This is a genomic window from Bacillus sp. C30 (assembly GCF_040838255.1).
Classification (GTDB): domain Bacteria; phylum Bacillota; class Bacilli; order Bacillales; family Bacillaceae_G; genus Bacillus_A; species Bacillus_A mycoides.
Genome location: NZ_JBFPJH010000064.1, coordinates 1 through 15652 on the forward strand (window position 1 = coordinate 1; position 15652 = coordinate 15652).

A 15652-nucleotide genomic window follows, 5' to 3' on the forward strand; every position below is an offset into this window, starting at 1 on the left:
TAGCGCCGATGGTAGTTGGGACCTTGTCCCTGTGAGAGTAGGACGTTGCCAGGCTATTTATATCATCGCGGGGTGGAGCAGTACGGTAGCTCGTCGGGCTCATAACCCGAAGGTCGCAGGTTCAAATCCTGTCCCCGCAACCAAATGGTCCCGTGGTGTAGTGGTTAACATGCCTGCCTGTCACGCAGGAGATCGCCGGTTCGACCCCGGTCGGGACCGCCATTTTATATAAAGAAAAGAACGAAACAAGTTGTTTCGTATTTTTTTATTTGTTTTAACAAAAAACTAATAAAGACAGTCAAACTATCCTTAGGAAAACTCCTAAGGACTTTTTTATATATTTAAAACCTGTATAATAAAGAGCAGAGAACATTGTGAGTAAAGTAGGTGAAGTCTGTGAGTAAATATGAAATAACAACAAAATCTTCCGAAGAAACCCAGCGATTATCAGAAAAATTAGGGAGACTTGTAAAGGAAAAAGATGTAATTATTTTAGAAGGTGATCTTGGAGCTGGCAAGACGACTTTTACAAAAGGACTAGCAAAAGGTCTTGGAGTGAAAAGAGTCGTAAATAGTCCTACCTTCAATATTATTAAAGAATATAAAGGAAGATTACCGCTATATCATATGGATGTGTATCGTTTAGCGGAAAGTGAAGAAGATTTAGGATTTGATGAGTATTTCTATGGTGAAGGGATTACAGTAGTAGAATGGGCTCATTTAATAGAAGCATATTTACCGAATGAGAAGTTGCAAATTAGTTTATTCCATGCTGGAGATGATACAAGAAAAATTGTACTCGAGCCAATTGGAGATCGCTATATTAGATTATGTGAGGAGCTATTACAAGATGAAAGTACTAGCAATTGATACTTCAAATTACGTAATGGGTGTATCCCTTATTGAGGAAGGGAACGTGATTGGGGAAATCATTACAAATTTAACAAAAAACCATTCTGTACGTCTTATGCCAGCTGTAGAGAAACTGTTAAAAGAATGCGGTGTAAAACCGAAAGAATTGACTAAAATTGTTGTAGCAGCTGGACCGGGATCATATACAGGTGTTCGTATAGGTGTGACAGCGGCAAAAACATTAGCTTGGTCACTTCAAATACCAATTGTAGGTGTATCAAGTTTGGAAGTGGTGGCTGCAAATGGTACTAATTTTAATGGACTAATTTGTCCTTTATTTGATGGCCGACGTGGTCAAATTTACACGGGGTTATATACATATGAAGGAGAGCGTATAACTTCAATAGAAGAAGACCGAATTATTCTTATTGTTGACTGGTTGCAAATGTTAAAAGATAAAGAACAGCCTGTTTTATTTATTGGTAACGATGTTAAATTGCATAAAGAAACAATTGTAGAATATTTAGGTGATCAAGCTGTATTTGCTCCGTTCACTAAGAATAACCCAAGACCAAGTGAATTAGCATTTTTAGGATTACAAAAAGAAGAACAAGACGTGCATACGTTTGTTCCTAGCTATCTTCGTTTAGCTGAAGCTGAAACAAAATGGTTAGAAAGTCAAAAACAATAGGGGCCTACAGAAGATGGATATGATATTTAGAAAGATGGCACTCGATGATATTGCTCAAATTGTAGCTATTGAAGAAGCATCTTTTTCAACCCCTTGGACTGCAGATGCCTTTCACCGTGAATTAGAGGTGAATGAACATGCACATTATGTCGTGCTAGAAAAAGATGGTCTCGTAATTGGATATTGTGGATTGTGGATAATTATTGATGAATCACATGTAACAAATATAGCTATCCTGCCGGAATACAGAGGTCAAAAGCTAGGGGATGCCTTATTAAAAGAAGTCATTTCCGAAGCGAAAGGTTTAGGAGTAAAAACAATGACACTTGAAGTACGCATGTCAAATGAAGTAGCAAAGCAGTTATACAGAAAATACGGATTTCAAAATGGTGGGATTCGTAAACGATACTATGCAGACAATCAGGAAGATGGTCTTGTAATGTGGGTGAATATATAATGGAAAAAAATACGATTATACTTGGTATTGAAACAAGCTGTGATGAAACAGCTGTAGCAGTTGTTAAAAATGGAACGGAAATCATTGCGAATGTCGTTGCATCGCAAATTGAAAGTCATAAGCGTTTTGGCGGAGTTGTACCAGAGATTGCATCCCGTCATCATGTAGAAGAAATCACAGTTGTGTTAGAAGAAGCTTTAAAAGAAGCGAATATCACTTTTGAGGATATTGATGCAATTGCTGTAACAGAAGGACCAGGTTTAGTCGGAGCACTTTTAATAGGTGTAAATGCAGCGAAAGCTGTGGCTTTTGCTCATGATATCCCTCTAGTTGGTGTTCATCATATTGCTGGTCATATTTATGCGAATCGTTTAGTAAAAGAAGTACAATTCCCGTTACTATCGCTTGTTGTATCCGGTGGACATACGGAGCTTGTTTATATGAAAGAACATGGTTCATTTGAAGTGATTGGTGAAACGCGAGATGATGCGGCAGGAGAAGCTTACGATAAAGTAGCTCGTACATTATCAATGCCTTATCCAGGTGGTCCTCATATTGATCGCCTTGCGCATGAAGGAAAACCAACAATTGATTTGCCTCGTGCGTGGCTAGAACCTGATTCGTATGATTTCAGCTTTAGTGGATTGAAATCAGCAGTTATCAACACTGTGCATAACGCAAAACAGCGCGGTATAGAAATTGCACCAGAAGATTTAGCAGCAAGTTTCCAAGAAAGTGTAATAGATGTACTTGTAACGAAAGCGTCTCGTGCAGCAGATGCTTATAATGTAAAACAAGTGCTTCTTGCTGGTGGAGTAGCTGCTAATAAAGGGCTTCGTGCACGTTTAGCAGCAGAATTTGCACAAAAAGAAAATATAGAGCTAATTATTCCTCCTCTATCTTTATGCACAGATAATGCAGCGATGATTGCGGCTGCAGGTACAATTGCATACGAACAAGGAAAACGCGCTACATTAGCTTTAAATGCAAATCCAGGATTAGATATTGAAGCATAGTTATACACAAAATTAACCACAGCTTGTGGATAAAACCCAAATTATCTGTTGATAATTTGGGTTTTTTGTGTACATGAAATGTGTATAACTTTTTATCTAGTTGTGGGTAATGTGGAAAAGTTATTTGAAAGTTTATATTATAAAGGTGGATATGTGCATAACCTTGTGGATAACATAGAGGAAGTCTGACCTTTGAAGAAATTCTTTTTTGGGAAATAAAAAACAAAGAGATGTCCAAAAAACATTTTGAAACATCCTCCTCTTATTATATAAGGTGCTACTATTGTCAATCCTTGTCGAATGGTTTGTATAATTTCATTTATTATGGTATTGATTCCAAAACAGAAAATAAAAAGGAGGTCATCTCGTCAAAAAGCACGACTTATGAGACATCCTCCTCTTTTAAATTCTCTTATATATGCAGTTCTTCCCATTCTGCCATACAAGCTTCAAGCTGTTCTTGCAGTGTTTGTTTTTTAGTTGTAATTTCACTAGCCTTTTCATAATCTGCATATATTTCTGGTAAGCAAAGTTGGTCTTCTAACGTAGCAATTTCTTCTTCTAAGCCTACGATATTTTGTTCCAGTTCTTCAATTTTTCGAGTACGTTGACGCTCTAACTGTTTACGTTCTTTTTCTTCGAGATAATTTAATTTTTCTTGTGCCACCACTTTTTGAACAGGTACTTCATCTTCTTGCTCTAGTTCCGCACGTTCAATCATTTCATTTTTCTTTTCAACGTAATAATCGTAATCACCTAAATATTCTTGTGCACCTTCTGTTGATAACTCAACAACGGTTGTCGTTACGCGATTAATAAAGTAGCGGTCATGAGAGACGAATAGAAGAGTACCTGGGTAATCAATTAAAGCATTCTCCAAAATCTCTTTACTATTTAAATCAAGATGGTTTGTTGGCTCATCGAGAATTAATAAATTGGATTTTTGCATCATAAGTTTTGCAAGAGCTAGTCGAGCCTTTTGTCCACCACTAAGAGAAGATACTGGTTTGAGTACATCATCCCCTGTGAATAAAAAGTTGCCTAGTATAGTGCGAATTTCTTTTTCGGGCTGCAATGGATATTCATCCCATAATTCATTTAAAACTCGCTTCGAAGATGTTAAGTTGGCTTGTTCTTGATCATAATAACCAACAGATACGTTTGACCCGAAAGCAACGTTTCCATGTAATAGCTGTAACTTATTCACAATGGATTTTAATAATGTAGATTTTCCAATTCCGTTTGGCCCAACTAAGGCAACACTGTCACCGCGAGTTAAGCGCATATTTACATGTTCAATAATCGGTTCCTGATAATAGCCAATAGTTGCATCCTTCACTTGTAAAACATCATTTCCACTTTGTTTTTCAATATCGAAGTGGAAGGAAGCTGATTTAGAATCGCCTAATGGTCTAGTTAATACTTCCATTCTGTCTAATTGTTTACGGCGACTTTGAGCGCGTTTTGTCGTAGATGCACGAGCTATATTTTTTTGTACAAAGTCTTCCAGTTTAGAAATTTCATCTTGTTGTTTTTCATAACGCTTCATTTCTTGCTCGTATAGAGCTGATTTTGAGTCTAAATATTTACTGTAGTTACCAACAAATCGTCGGCTTTCCTTATTAGAAATTTCGTATACTTGTGTAACGAGTTTATCTAAGAAATAACGGTCATGGGAAACGATTAAAATCGCGCCAGGATAGCCTTGTAAATATTGTTCAAGCCATGTTAGTGTCTCAATGTCCAAATGGTTTGTAGGTTCGTCTAAAATAAGTAAGTCTGGTCTAGTTAATAATAATTTCCCAAGAGCTAATCGAGTCTTTTGTCCACCACTTAATGTGGAAATTTGCGTCTGATGCGTTTCAACTGGGAAGCCAAGACCGCTTAAAATTGAGCGTATATCCGCTTCGTACTGATAGCCGCCTTGATCTTTATAATCTAATTGTAATTGGTCATAATCAGCTAATAATTTCTCATATATAGCCGCATTTGAAAAGTTTTCTTCTTTTCCCATCTCTTGCTCTAGCCTTCGAAGTTTTGTCTCCATCTGCTGCAAGTGTGTAAAGACGGTTAACATTTCATCCCAAATTGTTAAAGACGTTTCTAATCCGGTATTTTGAGCTAAATACCCCATTGAGACATCTTTCGGTTTTATAATTTCACCACCATCATGAGATAACTCGCCAGCTATTATTTTTAATAATGTAGATTTTCCAGCTCCATTTCGTCCGACTAATGCGATACGATCTTTTGTTTGTACTTCCAATTTTATGTTTGCTAGAATCGTTTCTGCACCGTATAATTTCGAAAGCCCATTCACTTGTAATAATATCAATGTTTTCACCTCAAATAATTTCTTAACTTTGCCATGTTTATATTTCTCAATCATACTAAAAATAGTGTATAGTTTAAAATAAAGAGAGAATACTTCTTCTCTTTATTATACAAGGAAATTCATGAGGACTAAACTTCTGTATTTGATTCAAGTATAAGAATAAAGATAGGAAGAGAGGAGAGGTTATATGGATCAGCAAAAAATTCCACAGGCCACTGCCAAACGATTGCCTCTATACTATCGATTTATCCAAAACTTATCTCTTTCTGGTAAGCAACGTGTTTCATCAGCCGAATTGAGTGAAGCGGTAAAGGTTGATTCCGCAACTATTCGAAGAGATTTTTCATATTTTGGAGCGTTAGGGAAAAAAGGATATGGATATAACGTAAATTATTTATTATCATTTTTCCGTGAAACACTCGACCAAGATGATATAACACGCGTGGCACTTATTGGAGTAGGTAATTTAGGGACCGCTTTCTTACATTATAATTTCACGAAAAACAATAATACAAAAATTGAAATGGCGTTTGATGTTAGTGAAGAGAAAGTTGGAACAGAAATCGGAGGCATTCCTGTATATCATTTGGATGAACTAGAAGAACGTTTATCAACTGATATACAAGTGGCAATATTAACGGTACCCGCTACAGTAGCGCAATCTGTGGCAGATAGATTGGCAGAAACGAACGTGCATGGTATTTTAAATTTCACACCAGCACGCTTAAATGTGTCAGAGAATATAAGGATTCATCACATTGATTTAGCTGTAGAGTTACAAACACTTGTTTACTTTTTGAAGAATTATCCACAATAAAACGCAGAGGAGATGACCTCTGCGTTTTATTATTGTTTTTTCTTTGTGAATTTAACTAAGATAAGGCGAAGTGCCAAATTAAAATCAATTGTTGCCATAACTGCAAATAGTATTGTCCACATATTCCAGATTGTATCTGTTACGTTCGTAATGGCGAAGCGTGTAAAGATACATCCAAGAAGAAAGTACAATGCAGCCATGAACAATGGTGAGTTTCTCATACTAAAAATCCTCCGATAAAGCCTTGCATTTTTTCAGCTTCTTTAATCATTTCTTGAATTTGCTCATTGCTTACTACAACTTGAGCAACTGCAACTAATGTATTCATTGCAACATGAGCTGCAATAGGAACTATAATTCGTTTCGTTTTTACGTATAAAAAGGCGAATACGAGCCCCATAGAAGTGTATACCAATAAGTGAGTAAAATCAAAATGAATCGCCGCGAATACAAGTGAACTAATAATAGCGGCAATAAAGAAGTTAAACTTCTTATAAAGTGTACCGAATAAAATTTTTCTAAATACGATTTCTTCCAAAATAGGTCCTATTATAGATATGACAATAAGGAACCAAGGTGTCGTTCTTGCGATGTCCATAAGTCTTGCTGTATTTTCAGATCCCGGTGTAATCCCTAATAAACGCATTTCGATCATACCGGCAATGCTTTGTGAGAACAGCGCTAAGAAGAAACCAATAAAAATCCACCCAATTGTAGCTGGAACAGTAGAGCGCATTTTATCTAAATGCCTGTCACGAATGTCTGTTCTGAGTAACCAAAGTACAACACATAATGCAATGAAAAAGCTAATGATAGCCCAATGACCAGTTATGAGCTGAAGTTTTTCATCTCTAGTAAATCCCCTATTATCGTATAGTCCAGTTTTCAGGAGAAGCGGTAACCCGGCAATGCCTGATAACTGCATTAAAATGTATGTAACGATAATCCACCAATATTGTTTCTTCAAATGGTTTAACCATCCTTTCTAACGCTAGTGTATGAGATAAGGTAGGATAACATGTAAATATGCTACCTACGATATAAACTTTCATTTGAATTATATTTTTTTTGTAAATAAGTATTTGAAAATAAAATAGGAGACAGGAAAAAGTTGTACGTTTAGCGAAAACAACTTAGGGTGTCTTTCATATTGTAACATACAAGAAGTGGGAACAACGATTCATATAGTAAAGGCAGTAGAAGAAGTAATGATATCTAGGAAAGTGCATAAAGTAATTTGCGAAAAAATTATGATTTTTTTACTTGCAAAAGAAATTGAGATTATTTATTATTAGAAGTGTGTTAGCACTCGTGTGACTTGAGTGCTAATAAATAAAATTTACATAACAAAATGAGGAGGTTATTGTTCATGCTAAAGCCATTAGGTGATCGCGTTGTAATTGAACTTGTTCAAGCAGAAGAAAAAACAGCAAGTGGTATTGTATTACCAGAAACTGCAAAAGAAAAACCACAAGAGGGTAAAGTTATTGCAGTAGGTACAGGCCGAGTGCTTGAAAATGGTGAGCGTGTTGCTTTAGAGGTAGCAGCAGGTGATCTTATCATCTTCTCAAAATATGCAGGTACTGAAGTGAAATACGAAGGTACAGACTACTTGATTTTACGTGAAAGTGACATTTTAGCAATTATCGGTTAATTATATACATTTTAAAAATCCAAGGGGGTCAATTATTATGGCAAAAGATATTAAATTTAGTGAAGAAGCACGTCGTTCGATGCTTCGCGGTGTCGACACTCTTGCAAACGCAGTAAAAGTAACGCTTGGACCAAAAGGTCGTAACGTTGTACTTGAGAAAAAATTCGGTTCACCACTTATTACAAATGACGGTGTAACAATCGCAAAAGAAATCGAATTAGAAGATGCATTCGAAAACATGGGTGCGAAATTAGTAGCAGAAGTTGCTAGCAAAACAAACGATGTAGCTGGTGACGGAACGACAACTGCAACTGTATTAGCGCAAGCTATGATTCGTGAAGGTCTTAAAAACGTAACAGCTGGTGCAAACCCAATGGGTCTTCGTAAAGGTATCGAAAAAGCTGTTACTGCTGCAATTGAAGAATTAAAAGCGATTTCTAAACCAATCGAAGGTAAATCTTCTATCGCACAAGTAGCTGCTATTTCTTCGGCTGACGAAGAAGTAGGTCAATTAATCGCTGAAGCAATGGAGCGCGTTGGTAACGACGGCGTTATTACTTTAGAAGAATCTAAAGGATTCACAACAGAATTAGACGTAGTAGAAGGTATGCAATTTGATCGTGGATATGCATCTCCTTACATGATTACTGATTCTGACAAAATGGAAGCAGTTCTTGATAACCCATACATTTTAATTACTGACAAAAAGATTTCTAACATCCAAGAAATCTTACCAGTATTAGAGCAAGTGGTACAACAAGGTAAACCACTTCTTATCATTGCTGAAGATGTAGAAGGCGAAGCGTTAGCTACATTAGTAGTGAACAAACTTCGTGGTACATTCAATGTAGTTGCTGTTAAAGCTCCTGGATTTGGTGACCGTCGTAAAGCAATGCTAGAAGATATCGCAATCTTAACTGGTGGCGAAGTAATCACTGAAGAATTAGGACGTGACTTAAAATCTGCTACAGTTGAATCTTTAGGACGTGCTGGTAAAATTGTTGTAACGAAAGAAAACACAACTGTAGTTGAAGGTATTGGAAATTCACAACAAATCGAAGCTCGCATCGGTCAAATCCGCGCGCAATTAGAAGAAACTACTTCTGAATTCGATCGTGAAAAATTACAAGAGCGTCTTGCTAAACTTGCGGGCGGTGTAGCAGTAATTAAAGTAGGTGCAGCAACTGAAACTGAGTTAAAAGAGCGCAAACTTCGCATTGAAGATGCACTTAACTCAACTCGTGCAGCAGTAGAAGAAGGTATCGTTGCAGGTGGTGGTACTTCACTTATGAACGTATACACAAAAGTAGCTTCTATCGTAGCTGAAGGCGACGAAGCAACAGGTATCAACATCGTACTTCGTGCACTAGAAGAGCCAGTTCGTCAAATCGCAATCAACGCTGGTCTAGAAGGATCTGTAGTTGTAGAGCGTCTAAAAGGCGAAAAAGTAGGCGTTGGTTTCAACGCAGCTACTGGCGAATGGGTTAACATGCTTGAGTCTGGTATCGTAGATCCAGCTAAAGTAACTCGTTCTGCACTTCAAAACGCAGCATCTGTTGCAGCTATGTTCTTAACAACTGAAGCTGTAGTTGCTGACAAGCCAGAACCAAATGCACCAGCAATGCCTGACATGGGCGGCATGGGCATGGGCGGTATGGGTGGAATGATGTAATTCCGTTCTCCCGAAAAACATCCACTTCTATATAGAAGTGGATGTTTTTTTATGTTTTTGAGCGCAGGAAAATAATTTCTGTAGAATTTTGTCGCTTTCTCTCTTGACCATACTGATACTTCATTGTTAGAATCTAGGAAGATAATATAAAACGATCCTTCATATATCCTCAATGATATGGTTTGAGAGTCTCTACCGGGTTACCGTAAACAACCTGACTATGAAGGCAGTGTGTCTTATATTTATAAAGAGCGGAAGACTATCTTTCTTTATAAAGCCAGACCCCTGCCTTTTCTTTGTCATGAGACTAGAGGCGGAGGACTGGCTTTTTTTATTATATTAGTAATGCTTTTTGCTAAATTGGTGAAAATATTTATATACGAGAACTAACGTTGGGGTGATTATTTTGAAGAAGCAGCATGATACAATTATCGTTTTAGATTTTGGAAGTCAGTACAATCAGTTAATAGCACGTCGAATTCGTGAGTTCGGTGTATACAGTGAACTTCATCCGCATACAATTACTGCAGAAGAAATTAAAGCAATGAATCCAAAAGGGATTATTTTCTCTGGTGGACCGAATAGTGTATACGGTGAAGGTGCATTACATTGTGATGAAAAAATCTTTGAGCTAGGATTACCGATTTTCGGTATCTGTTACGGTATGCAGCTTATGACACAACACTTTGGTGGTAAAGTAGAACGTGCCAACCACCGTGAGTATGGAAAAGCTGTTCTTAAAGTAGAGAATGAATCAAAATTATATGCGAACCTTCCAGAAGAGCAAGTTGTATGGATGAGCCATGGTGACTTAGTAACTGGTTTACCTGAAGGATTCGTAGTAGATGCAACAAGTGAGTCTTGTCCAATTGCTGGTATGAGCAATGAAGCGGAAAACTTATACGGTGTACAATTCCACCCAGAAGTACGTCACTCTGAGCACGGTAATGATTTAATTAAAAACTTCGTATTCGGCGTATGTGGTTGTTCTGAAGGATGGAACATGGAGAACTTTATCGAAGTAGAATTAGAGAAGATCCGTGAAACTGTTGGAGACAAAAAAGTATTATGCGCACTTAGTGGCGGTGTAGACTCTTCTGTTGTAGCAGTATTAATTCATAAGGCAATTGGTGACCAATTAACATGTATTTTCGTGGATCACGGTTTACTTCGTAAAGATGAAGCAGAAGGTGTTATGAAAACATTTAGCGAAGGCTTCCATATGAACGTTATTAAAGTGGATGCACAAGAGCGCTTCATGAACAAGTTAAAAGGTGTAGAAGATCCAGAGCAAAAACGTAAAATCATCGGTAATGAATTCATTTACGTATTTGATGATGAAGCTTCTAAATTACAAGGAATGGACTTCCTAGCGCAAGGTACACTTTACACGGACATCGTTGAAAGTGGTACAGCAACTGCACAAACAATTAAATCTCACCATAACGTTGGTGGACTTCCAGAAGACATGCAGTTCAAATTAATTGAGCCTTTAAACACTTTATTTAAAGACGAAGTACGTGTATTAGGATCAGAACTAGGAATTCCTGATGAAATCGTATGGCGTCAACCGTTCCCGGGTCCAGGACTTGGTATTCGTGTATTAGGTGAAATTACAGAAGAGAAATTAGAAATCGTTCGTGAATCTGATGCAATTTTACGTGAAGAAATTATAAAAGCAGGATTAGACCGCGAAGTTTGGCAATACTTCACTGCGCTTCCTGGTATGCGTAGTGTAGGTGTTATGGGTGACGAGCGTACTTACGATTACACAGTAGGTATCCGTGCAGTAACATCTATCGACGGTATGACAGCTGATTGGGCACGTATCCCTTGGGACGTATTAGAGAAAATCTCTGTACGTATCGTAAACGAAGTAAAACACGTTAACCGTATCGTGTATGATATAACGAGTAAGCCACCAGCAACTATTGAGTGGGAATAGTATTGTAATAAAAAGGATCCATCTATCATTTATGTATAGATGGATCTTTTTGTTTTTACCCTTAATACGAACGAAAATATAAAAATTTATAAAAATGTTCGTTTTTAAATTGACAAAACCACCTCCTCGAGTTAATATGAGTATGTAATTCAAACGAAAAGTGAATATTATGCCGTCGTATAATATCGGGGATATGGCCCGAAAGTTTCTACCTAGCTACCGTAAATGGCTTGACTACGAGGCGTTTTGATAAAGATGAGGGGAAACTTGTCTTTATTCATAGAACGCTTCCATGTATATGCAATGGAAGCCTTTTTTATTTTTATAGATAAAAGAGGGCTAGGGTGAAATACGACGAGTAATCATATAACGGGGGAAACGTAAGATGAAACGCTATTTTCAGTTTGATGAACTCGGCACAAATTATAAAACAGAGTTCATAGCAGGTTTAACGACATTTCTATCTATGGCTTACGTACTATTTGTCAATCCTGCTACGCTGTCGCTTGGAAATGTTAAAGGATTACCGGCAGGTACAGGAATGGATCCAGGTGCAGTATTCGTTGCTACAGCATTAGCAGCGGCGATTGGTTCGTTAATTATGGGGATATTTGCGAAGTATCCGATTGCTTTAGCGCCAGGTATGGGAATAAACGCGTTCTTTGCTTATACAGCAGTGTTAACGATGGGAATTCCGTGGCAAACGGCAATTGCTGGAACATTAATGTCAGGTATTATCTTTATTATTCTTACTGCTTCAGGTATTCGTGAAAAAATCATTAATGCAATTCCAGTAGAGTTAAAGTTTGCAGTAGCGGCGGGTATTGGATTATTCATTGCTTTCCTTGGATTCCAAAACGCTGGGATTATCGTAAAGAATGATGCTGTTCTTGTTGGATTGGGGGATTTAACGAAGGGCACAACGTTATTAGCAATTTTCGGAGTTGTTACTACAATCATTTTCATGATTAAAAAAATAAATGGTGCAGTTTTCTACGGTATGATCCTTACAGCGATCTTAGGAGTAGCAACGGGATTAATTGATACACCAAAAGCTGTAGTGGGAGCAATACCGAGTCTGGAACCAACGTTCGGGGTAGCGTTAACTCACTTTGGAGACATTTTCACTGTTGAAATGGCGATTGTTATTATAACGTTCTTCTTTATCGATTTCTTTGATACAGCAGGTACGCTTGTAGCGGTTGCGAATCAAGCGGGATTAATGAAGAACAATAAATTACCACGTGCAGGTAAAGCGTTATTTGCAGATGCGATTGCAACTGTAATTGGTGCGATTTTAGGTACATCAACAACAACGTCTTACATTGAATCGTCTGCGGGGGTAGCAGCAGGAGGACGTTCTGGATTTACAGCGGTTGTAACAGCAGGGTTCTTCTTACTGGCACTATTCTTCTCACCACTATTAAGTGTTGTGACACCAGCTGTAACAGCGCCAGCATTAATTATTGTAGGAATCTTGATGGTTTCATCTTTAGGAGAAATTGATTGGAAGAAATTCGAGATTGCAGTGCCAGCGTTCTTTACTATCATTTCAATGCCACTTACGTATAGTATCGCAACAGGAATTGCAATCGGGTTTATCTTCTATCCAATTACAATGGTTGTGAGTGGTCGTCGTAAAGAGATTCATCCAATTATGTATGTTATGGGAGTTTTATTCGTACTATATTTCATCTACGTTCGTAAATAAAAGGGGTTTTTTGAAAGGTCTAGACTTGAGGGGAGTCTAGACCTTTTTTGCGTCTTCAGAAAATCTTAAGGATTTCCGAGCGTTTTTCTTCAGAAGTTTTCTTATAATAGAAGTTAGGGATTAAAAAAGTGATGGGGGAGATAGTATGGCCGGGGAAACAATACTTGTCGTAGATGATGAAAAAGAAATTAGGAACCTTATTACAATTTATTTAAAGAACGAAGGATATAAAGTACTGCAAGCAGGGGACGGAGAAGAAGGGTTACGTATATTAGAAGAAAATGAAGTGCACTTAGTCGTATTAGATATTATGATGCCGAAAGTAGATGGTATTCATATGTGTATGAAAGTAAGGGAAGCGAAGGAAATGCCGATTATTATGCTTTCGGCAAAAACGCAAGATATGGATAAAATTTTAGGATTAACAACAGGTGCAGATGATTATGTAGCAAAACCGTTTAATCCGTTAGAGTTAATCGCAAGAATTAAATCGCAGCTACGTCGTTATATGAAAATGAATGGCTTTGCTATTCAAAATGAGGACGAGTTAGAAATTGGAGAGATGAAAATAAATATCTCCACTCATACAGTCATTGTGGATGGAGAAGAAGTGAAACTGACCCCGAGGGAATTTTCAATTTTAGAATTACTAGTCCGTAATCCGGGGATGGTCTTTAGTGCGGAACAAATTTATGAAAAGGTTTGGAACGAAAGATCTTTCCAGTCGGATAACACGGTAATGGTTCATATTCGGAAAGTGCGTGAAAAGATTGAGGAGAATCCAAGGAAGCCGATATATATAAAAACAGTATGGGGAGTGGGGTATAAGATTGAAAAAGATATTTAATCCATTTACTTATGTTAGGAAAATTCGAGAATTAATTGGAAAGATAGTGAAGAGTGTGAAACGGAGTATACGAATTCAACTTATTACTGCGTTTACTGCTTGTGCGTTGTTAGGGATTTTGTCAGCGAAGGCAGCAGCACCGTTTTTTGAGAATGCGAATCGAGAGGCGACGATCGATTATCGGGTTGGTATGGAACAAATTAATCAACAAGCTCAAAGCGTGGCAAATAGTTCAGTTCATGAAAATAAATTAGAAGCTATATCAACTATGATTGAAATAGAGAATCAAAATTTAGAACAAAACTCTAGAGCTTTAAAAGTATTGGTCACTGACGAGAGCGGTAAAGTTTTATATAAAACGAAGCAGGCGCAAGAAGAGCAAATTGATTTGCATAATACAATTCGTAATGCATCATCGTTTGCGATTAATTATATGAATGGTAGAAAAGAATTTGAAAGTACGAGAAAAGAATTTATAGCTTTTGCACCTATTACAATAGAAGATAAGAATTTATACATGTTTGTTAGTGGGATTCCAGAAGGTGAAGTAATATATGATACGCAAGAAGGACCGTTTCCGTTTTTCATAGGTGTACTTGTATTTATTTTCTCTTTCTTCTATATAACAAAGAGAAAGATGAAGCAAATTGAAGCGATGGCACAAGGTGTAAAGGAAATAGAAAAAGGAAACTTAGCGTACCGTATTGAGAAAAAAGGTGAAGATGAGATTGCGTCTTTAACTGAGAATATTAATAATATGGCGGAAGAGCTTATGAATAATATAGAAAAGGAACGTAAATTAGAGAAGCAAAAGAATGAGCTTATTACGAATGTATCACACGATTTACGTACACCACTGACTTCTATAATGGGTTACTTGCGATTACTTCGAGATTCTAAATATGAAAATAAAGAACAACATGATGAGTATACGAGAATTGCTTTTGCAAAGTCGGAGCAGTTAAAGAATTTAATAGAAGATTTATTTGAGTATACGAAGTTAACGAATGAACAAGTTGTATTAGAAAAACAGGAAGTGTGTGTAAATGAGTTACTTGATCAATTAATAGAAGAGTTAGTACCACAAGCGGAAGAGCATGGCCTTATGTTTGTTAAGAAGTTTCCTGAGGAACGTGCATATGCGATGATTGATTCGGAAAAGATGGTCCGTGTATTCGACAACTTACTAATGAATGCAATTAAGTATAGTAAAGATGACGGAGAGATAAAAGTTTCTCTTCAAAGGCAGCGCAGGAATATACAAATTGTTATTGCGAATCATAGCGAAGAGTTTACGAGAGAAGAGTTAGGGAACTTGTTTGAACGGTTTTATAAGAAAGATCAATCTAGAAGTAGAGTAACAGAAGGTTCGGGGCTCGGATTAGCTATTGCGAAAAGTATTGTTGAGTTGCAAGGTGGTAGTATTCGAGCTGAGTATGAGGACGGGATCGTTCAGTTCATCGTTTCATTACCAATTATAGAAAAATAATAAATGAATAGAATGTTATAGGATAAAAAGGCTTATTTTAAAAAGAATAAGCCTTTTTATATTTTTTTAGAAAAACATATTGACGATTAGAGTTTAGAGGTGTAATATAAAACAAGTCGCCGATAGCAACAACGCAGAAAGCGACAAAAGAAATAAAAAAACTTGG

At 37.1% G+C, this 15652-nt stretch carries 14 protein-coding genes, 2 tRNA genes and 2 riboswitches; of the genes, 13 read left to right on the plus strand and 3 right to left on the minus strand.

Annotated elements, in window-relative coordinates; genetic code table 11:
* Positions 1–66: 66 nt before the first annotated feature.
* From AB3X49_RS09250 to tsaD, 6 genes are all read left to right on the plus strand, one after another.
* Positions 67–143 (plus strand) — tRNA-Met (locus AB3X49_RS09250).
* 3 nt (positions 144–146) lie between these two features.
* A tRNA-Asp gene (locus tag AB3X49_RS09255) sits at positions 147–222 on the plus strand.
* A 174-nt stretch (positions 223–396) separates the two neighbouring features.
* Positions 397–870 carry a tRNA (adenosine(37)-N6)-threonylcarbamoyltransferase complex ATPase subunit type 1 TsaE gene (tsaE, locus tag AB3X49_RS09260; RefSeq protein WP_002009995.1) on the plus strand — a complete coding sequence of 158 codons (474 nt, stop codon included), beginning with the start codon at positions 397–399 and terminating at the stop codon, positions 868–870.
* The gene (gene tsaB / locus AB3X49_RS09265) at positions 851–1543 is read left to right on the plus strand and encodes a tRNA (adenosine(37)-N6)-threonylcarbamoyltransferase complex dimerization subunit type 1 TsaB (protein ID WP_002124827.1); all 693 of its coding nucleotides are present in this window, start codon (positions 851–853) and stop codon (positions 1541–1543) included. Before tsaE ends, tsaB begins: the two co-directional genes overlap by 20 nt.
* 13 nt (positions 1544–1556) lie before the next feature.
* The gene (gene rimI, locus AB3X49_RS09270) at positions 1557–2000 is read left to right on the plus strand and encodes a ribosomal protein S18-alanine N-acetyltransferase (RefSeq protein WP_002063534.1); all 444 of its coding nucleotides are present in this window, start codon (positions 1557–1559) and stop codon (positions 1998–2000) included.
* Positions 2000–3016, plus strand: coding sequence for a tRNA (adenosine(37)-N6)-threonylcarbamoyltransferase complex transferase subunit TsaD (gene tsaD / locus AB3X49_RS09275; protein WP_002009991.1), 1017 nt, complete (start codon positions 2000–2002; stop codon positions 3014–3016). The genes rimI and tsaD overlap by 1 nt, the downstream gene beginning before the upstream one ends.
* Positions 3017–3428: 412 nt before the next feature.
* Here the strand turns inward: tsaD and AB3X49_RS09280 are convergent, their stop codons facing one another.
* On the minus strand, positions 3429–5351 hold the full coding sequence (locus tag AB3X49_RS09280; RefSeq protein WP_367961673.1) for an ABC-F family ATP-binding cassette domain-containing protein: 1923 nt from the start codon (positions 5349–5351) through the stop codon (positions 3429–3431).
* A gap of 187 nt (positions 5352–5538) precedes the next feature.
* Here AB3X49_RS09280 and AB3X49_RS09285 point away from each other — a divergent pair, with 187 nt between their 5' ends.
* The gene (locus tag AB3X49_RS09285) at positions 5539–6168 is read left to right on the plus strand and encodes a redox-sensing transcriptional repressor Rex (RefSeq protein WP_000372704.1); all 630 of its coding nucleotides are present in this window, start codon (positions 5539–5541) and stop codon (positions 6166–6168) included.
* Between the two features lie 29 nt (positions 6169–6197).
* Here the strand turns inward: AB3X49_RS09285 and AB3X49_RS09290 are convergent, their stop codons facing one another.
* Positions 6198–6389, minus strand: a complete 192-nt coding sequence (locus tag AB3X49_RS09290; RefSeq protein ID WP_001246201.1) for a YdiK family protein — start codon at positions 6387–6389, stop codon at positions 6198–6200.
* A complete protein-coding gene (locus tag AB3X49_RS09295) occupies positions 6386–7135 on the minus strand; it encodes a CPBP family intramembrane glutamic endopeptidase (protein ID WP_044440795.1) in 750 nt (249 codons plus the stop codon). The genes AB3X49_RS09290 and AB3X49_RS09295 overlap by 4 nt, the downstream gene beginning before the upstream one ends.
* A gap of 402 nt (positions 7136–7537) precedes the next feature.
* Here AB3X49_RS09295 and groES point away from each other — a divergent pair, with 402 nt between their 5' ends.
* The 6 genes from groES (at position 7538) to AB3X49_RS09325 (ending at position 15486) form a co-directional block, all read left to right on the plus strand.
* The gene (gene groES / locus AB3X49_RS09300) at positions 7538–7822 is read left to right on the plus strand and encodes a co-chaperone GroES (RefSeq protein ID WP_002009985.1); all 285 of its coding nucleotides are present in this window, start codon (positions 7538–7540) and stop codon (positions 7820–7822) included.
* 37 nt (positions 7823–7859) lie between these two features.
* Positions 7860–9494 carry a chaperonin GroEL gene (gene groL, locus AB3X49_RS09305; RefSeq protein ID WP_002029451.1) on the plus strand — a complete coding sequence of 545 codons (1635 nt, stop codon included), beginning with the start codon at positions 7860–7862 and terminating at the stop codon, positions 9492–9494.
* A 139-nt stretch (positions 9495–9633) separates the two neighbouring features.
* Positions 9634–9735, plus strand: a riboswitch (purine riboswitch).
* Between the two features lie 165 nt (positions 9736–9900).
* Complete coding sequence (guaA, locus tag AB3X49_RS09310; RefSeq protein WP_122974556.1) at positions 9901–11439, plus strand: glutamine-hydrolyzing GMP synthase; 1539 nt, start codon at positions 9901–9903, stop codon at positions 11437–11439.
* A gap of 155 nt (positions 11440–11594) precedes the next feature.
* A riboswitch (purine riboswitch) is annotated at positions 11595–11696 on the plus strand.
* 128 nt (positions 11697–11824) lie between these two features.
* Positions 11825–13150: an NCS2 family permease gene (locus AB3X49_RS09315; RefSeq protein WP_002091603.1), complete on the plus strand. Its 1326-nt coding sequence runs from the start codon at positions 11825–11827 to the stop codon at positions 13148–13150.
* A gap of 145 nt (positions 13151–13295) precedes the next feature.
* Positions 13296–13997 (plus strand): response regulator transcription factor, encoded by a 702-nt coding sequence (locus AB3X49_RS09320; RefSeq protein WP_002029454.1) that lies wholly within the window; start codon positions 13296–13298, stop codon positions 13995–13997.
* Positions 13981–15486, plus strand: coding sequence for a sensor histidine kinase (locus tag AB3X49_RS09325; protein WP_002124847.1), 1506 nt, complete (start codon positions 13981–13983; stop codon positions 15484–15486). The genes AB3X49_RS09320 and AB3X49_RS09325 overlap by 17 nt, the downstream gene beginning before the upstream one ends.
* The last annotated feature ends 166 nt before the right edge of the window (positions 15487–15652 follow it).

Excerpts from the sequence above, each read along its gene's own strand:
- AB3X49_RS09290 (WP_001246201.1), bottom strand. The coding sequence starts at position 6,389 with ATGAGAAACTCACCATTGTTCATGGCTGCATTGTACTTTCTTCTTGGA.
- groES (WP_002009985.1), top strand. The coding sequence starts at position 7,538 with ATGCTAAAGCCATTAGGTGATCGCGTTGTAATTGAACTTGTTCAAGCA.
- AB3X49_RS09285 (WP_000372704.1), top strand. The coding sequence starts at position 5,539 with ATGGATCAGCAAAAAATTCCACAGGCCACTGCCAAACGATTGCCTCTA.
- tsaB (WP_002124827.1), top strand. The coding sequence starts at position 851 with ATGAAAGTACTAGCAATTGATACTTCAAATTACGTAATGGGTGTATCC.
- rimI (WP_002063534.1), top strand. The coding sequence starts at position 1,557 with ATGGATATGATATTTAGAAAGATGGCACTCGATGATATTGCTCAAATT.
- groL (WP_002029451.1), top strand. The coding sequence starts at position 7,860 with ATGGCAAAAGATATTAAATTTAGTGAAGAAGCACGTCGTTCGATGCTT.
- AB3X49_RS09320 (WP_002029454.1), top strand. The coding sequence starts at position 13,296 with ATGGCCGGGGAAACAATACTTGTCGTAGATGATGAAAAAGAAATTAGG.
- AB3X49_RS09315 (WP_002091603.1), top strand. The coding sequence starts at position 11,825 with ATGAAACGCTATTTTCAGTTTGATGAACTCGGCACAAATTATAAAACA.
- tsaD (WP_002009991.1), top strand. The coding sequence starts at position 2,000 with ATGGAAAAAAATACGATTATACTTGGTATTGAAACAAGCTGTGATGAA.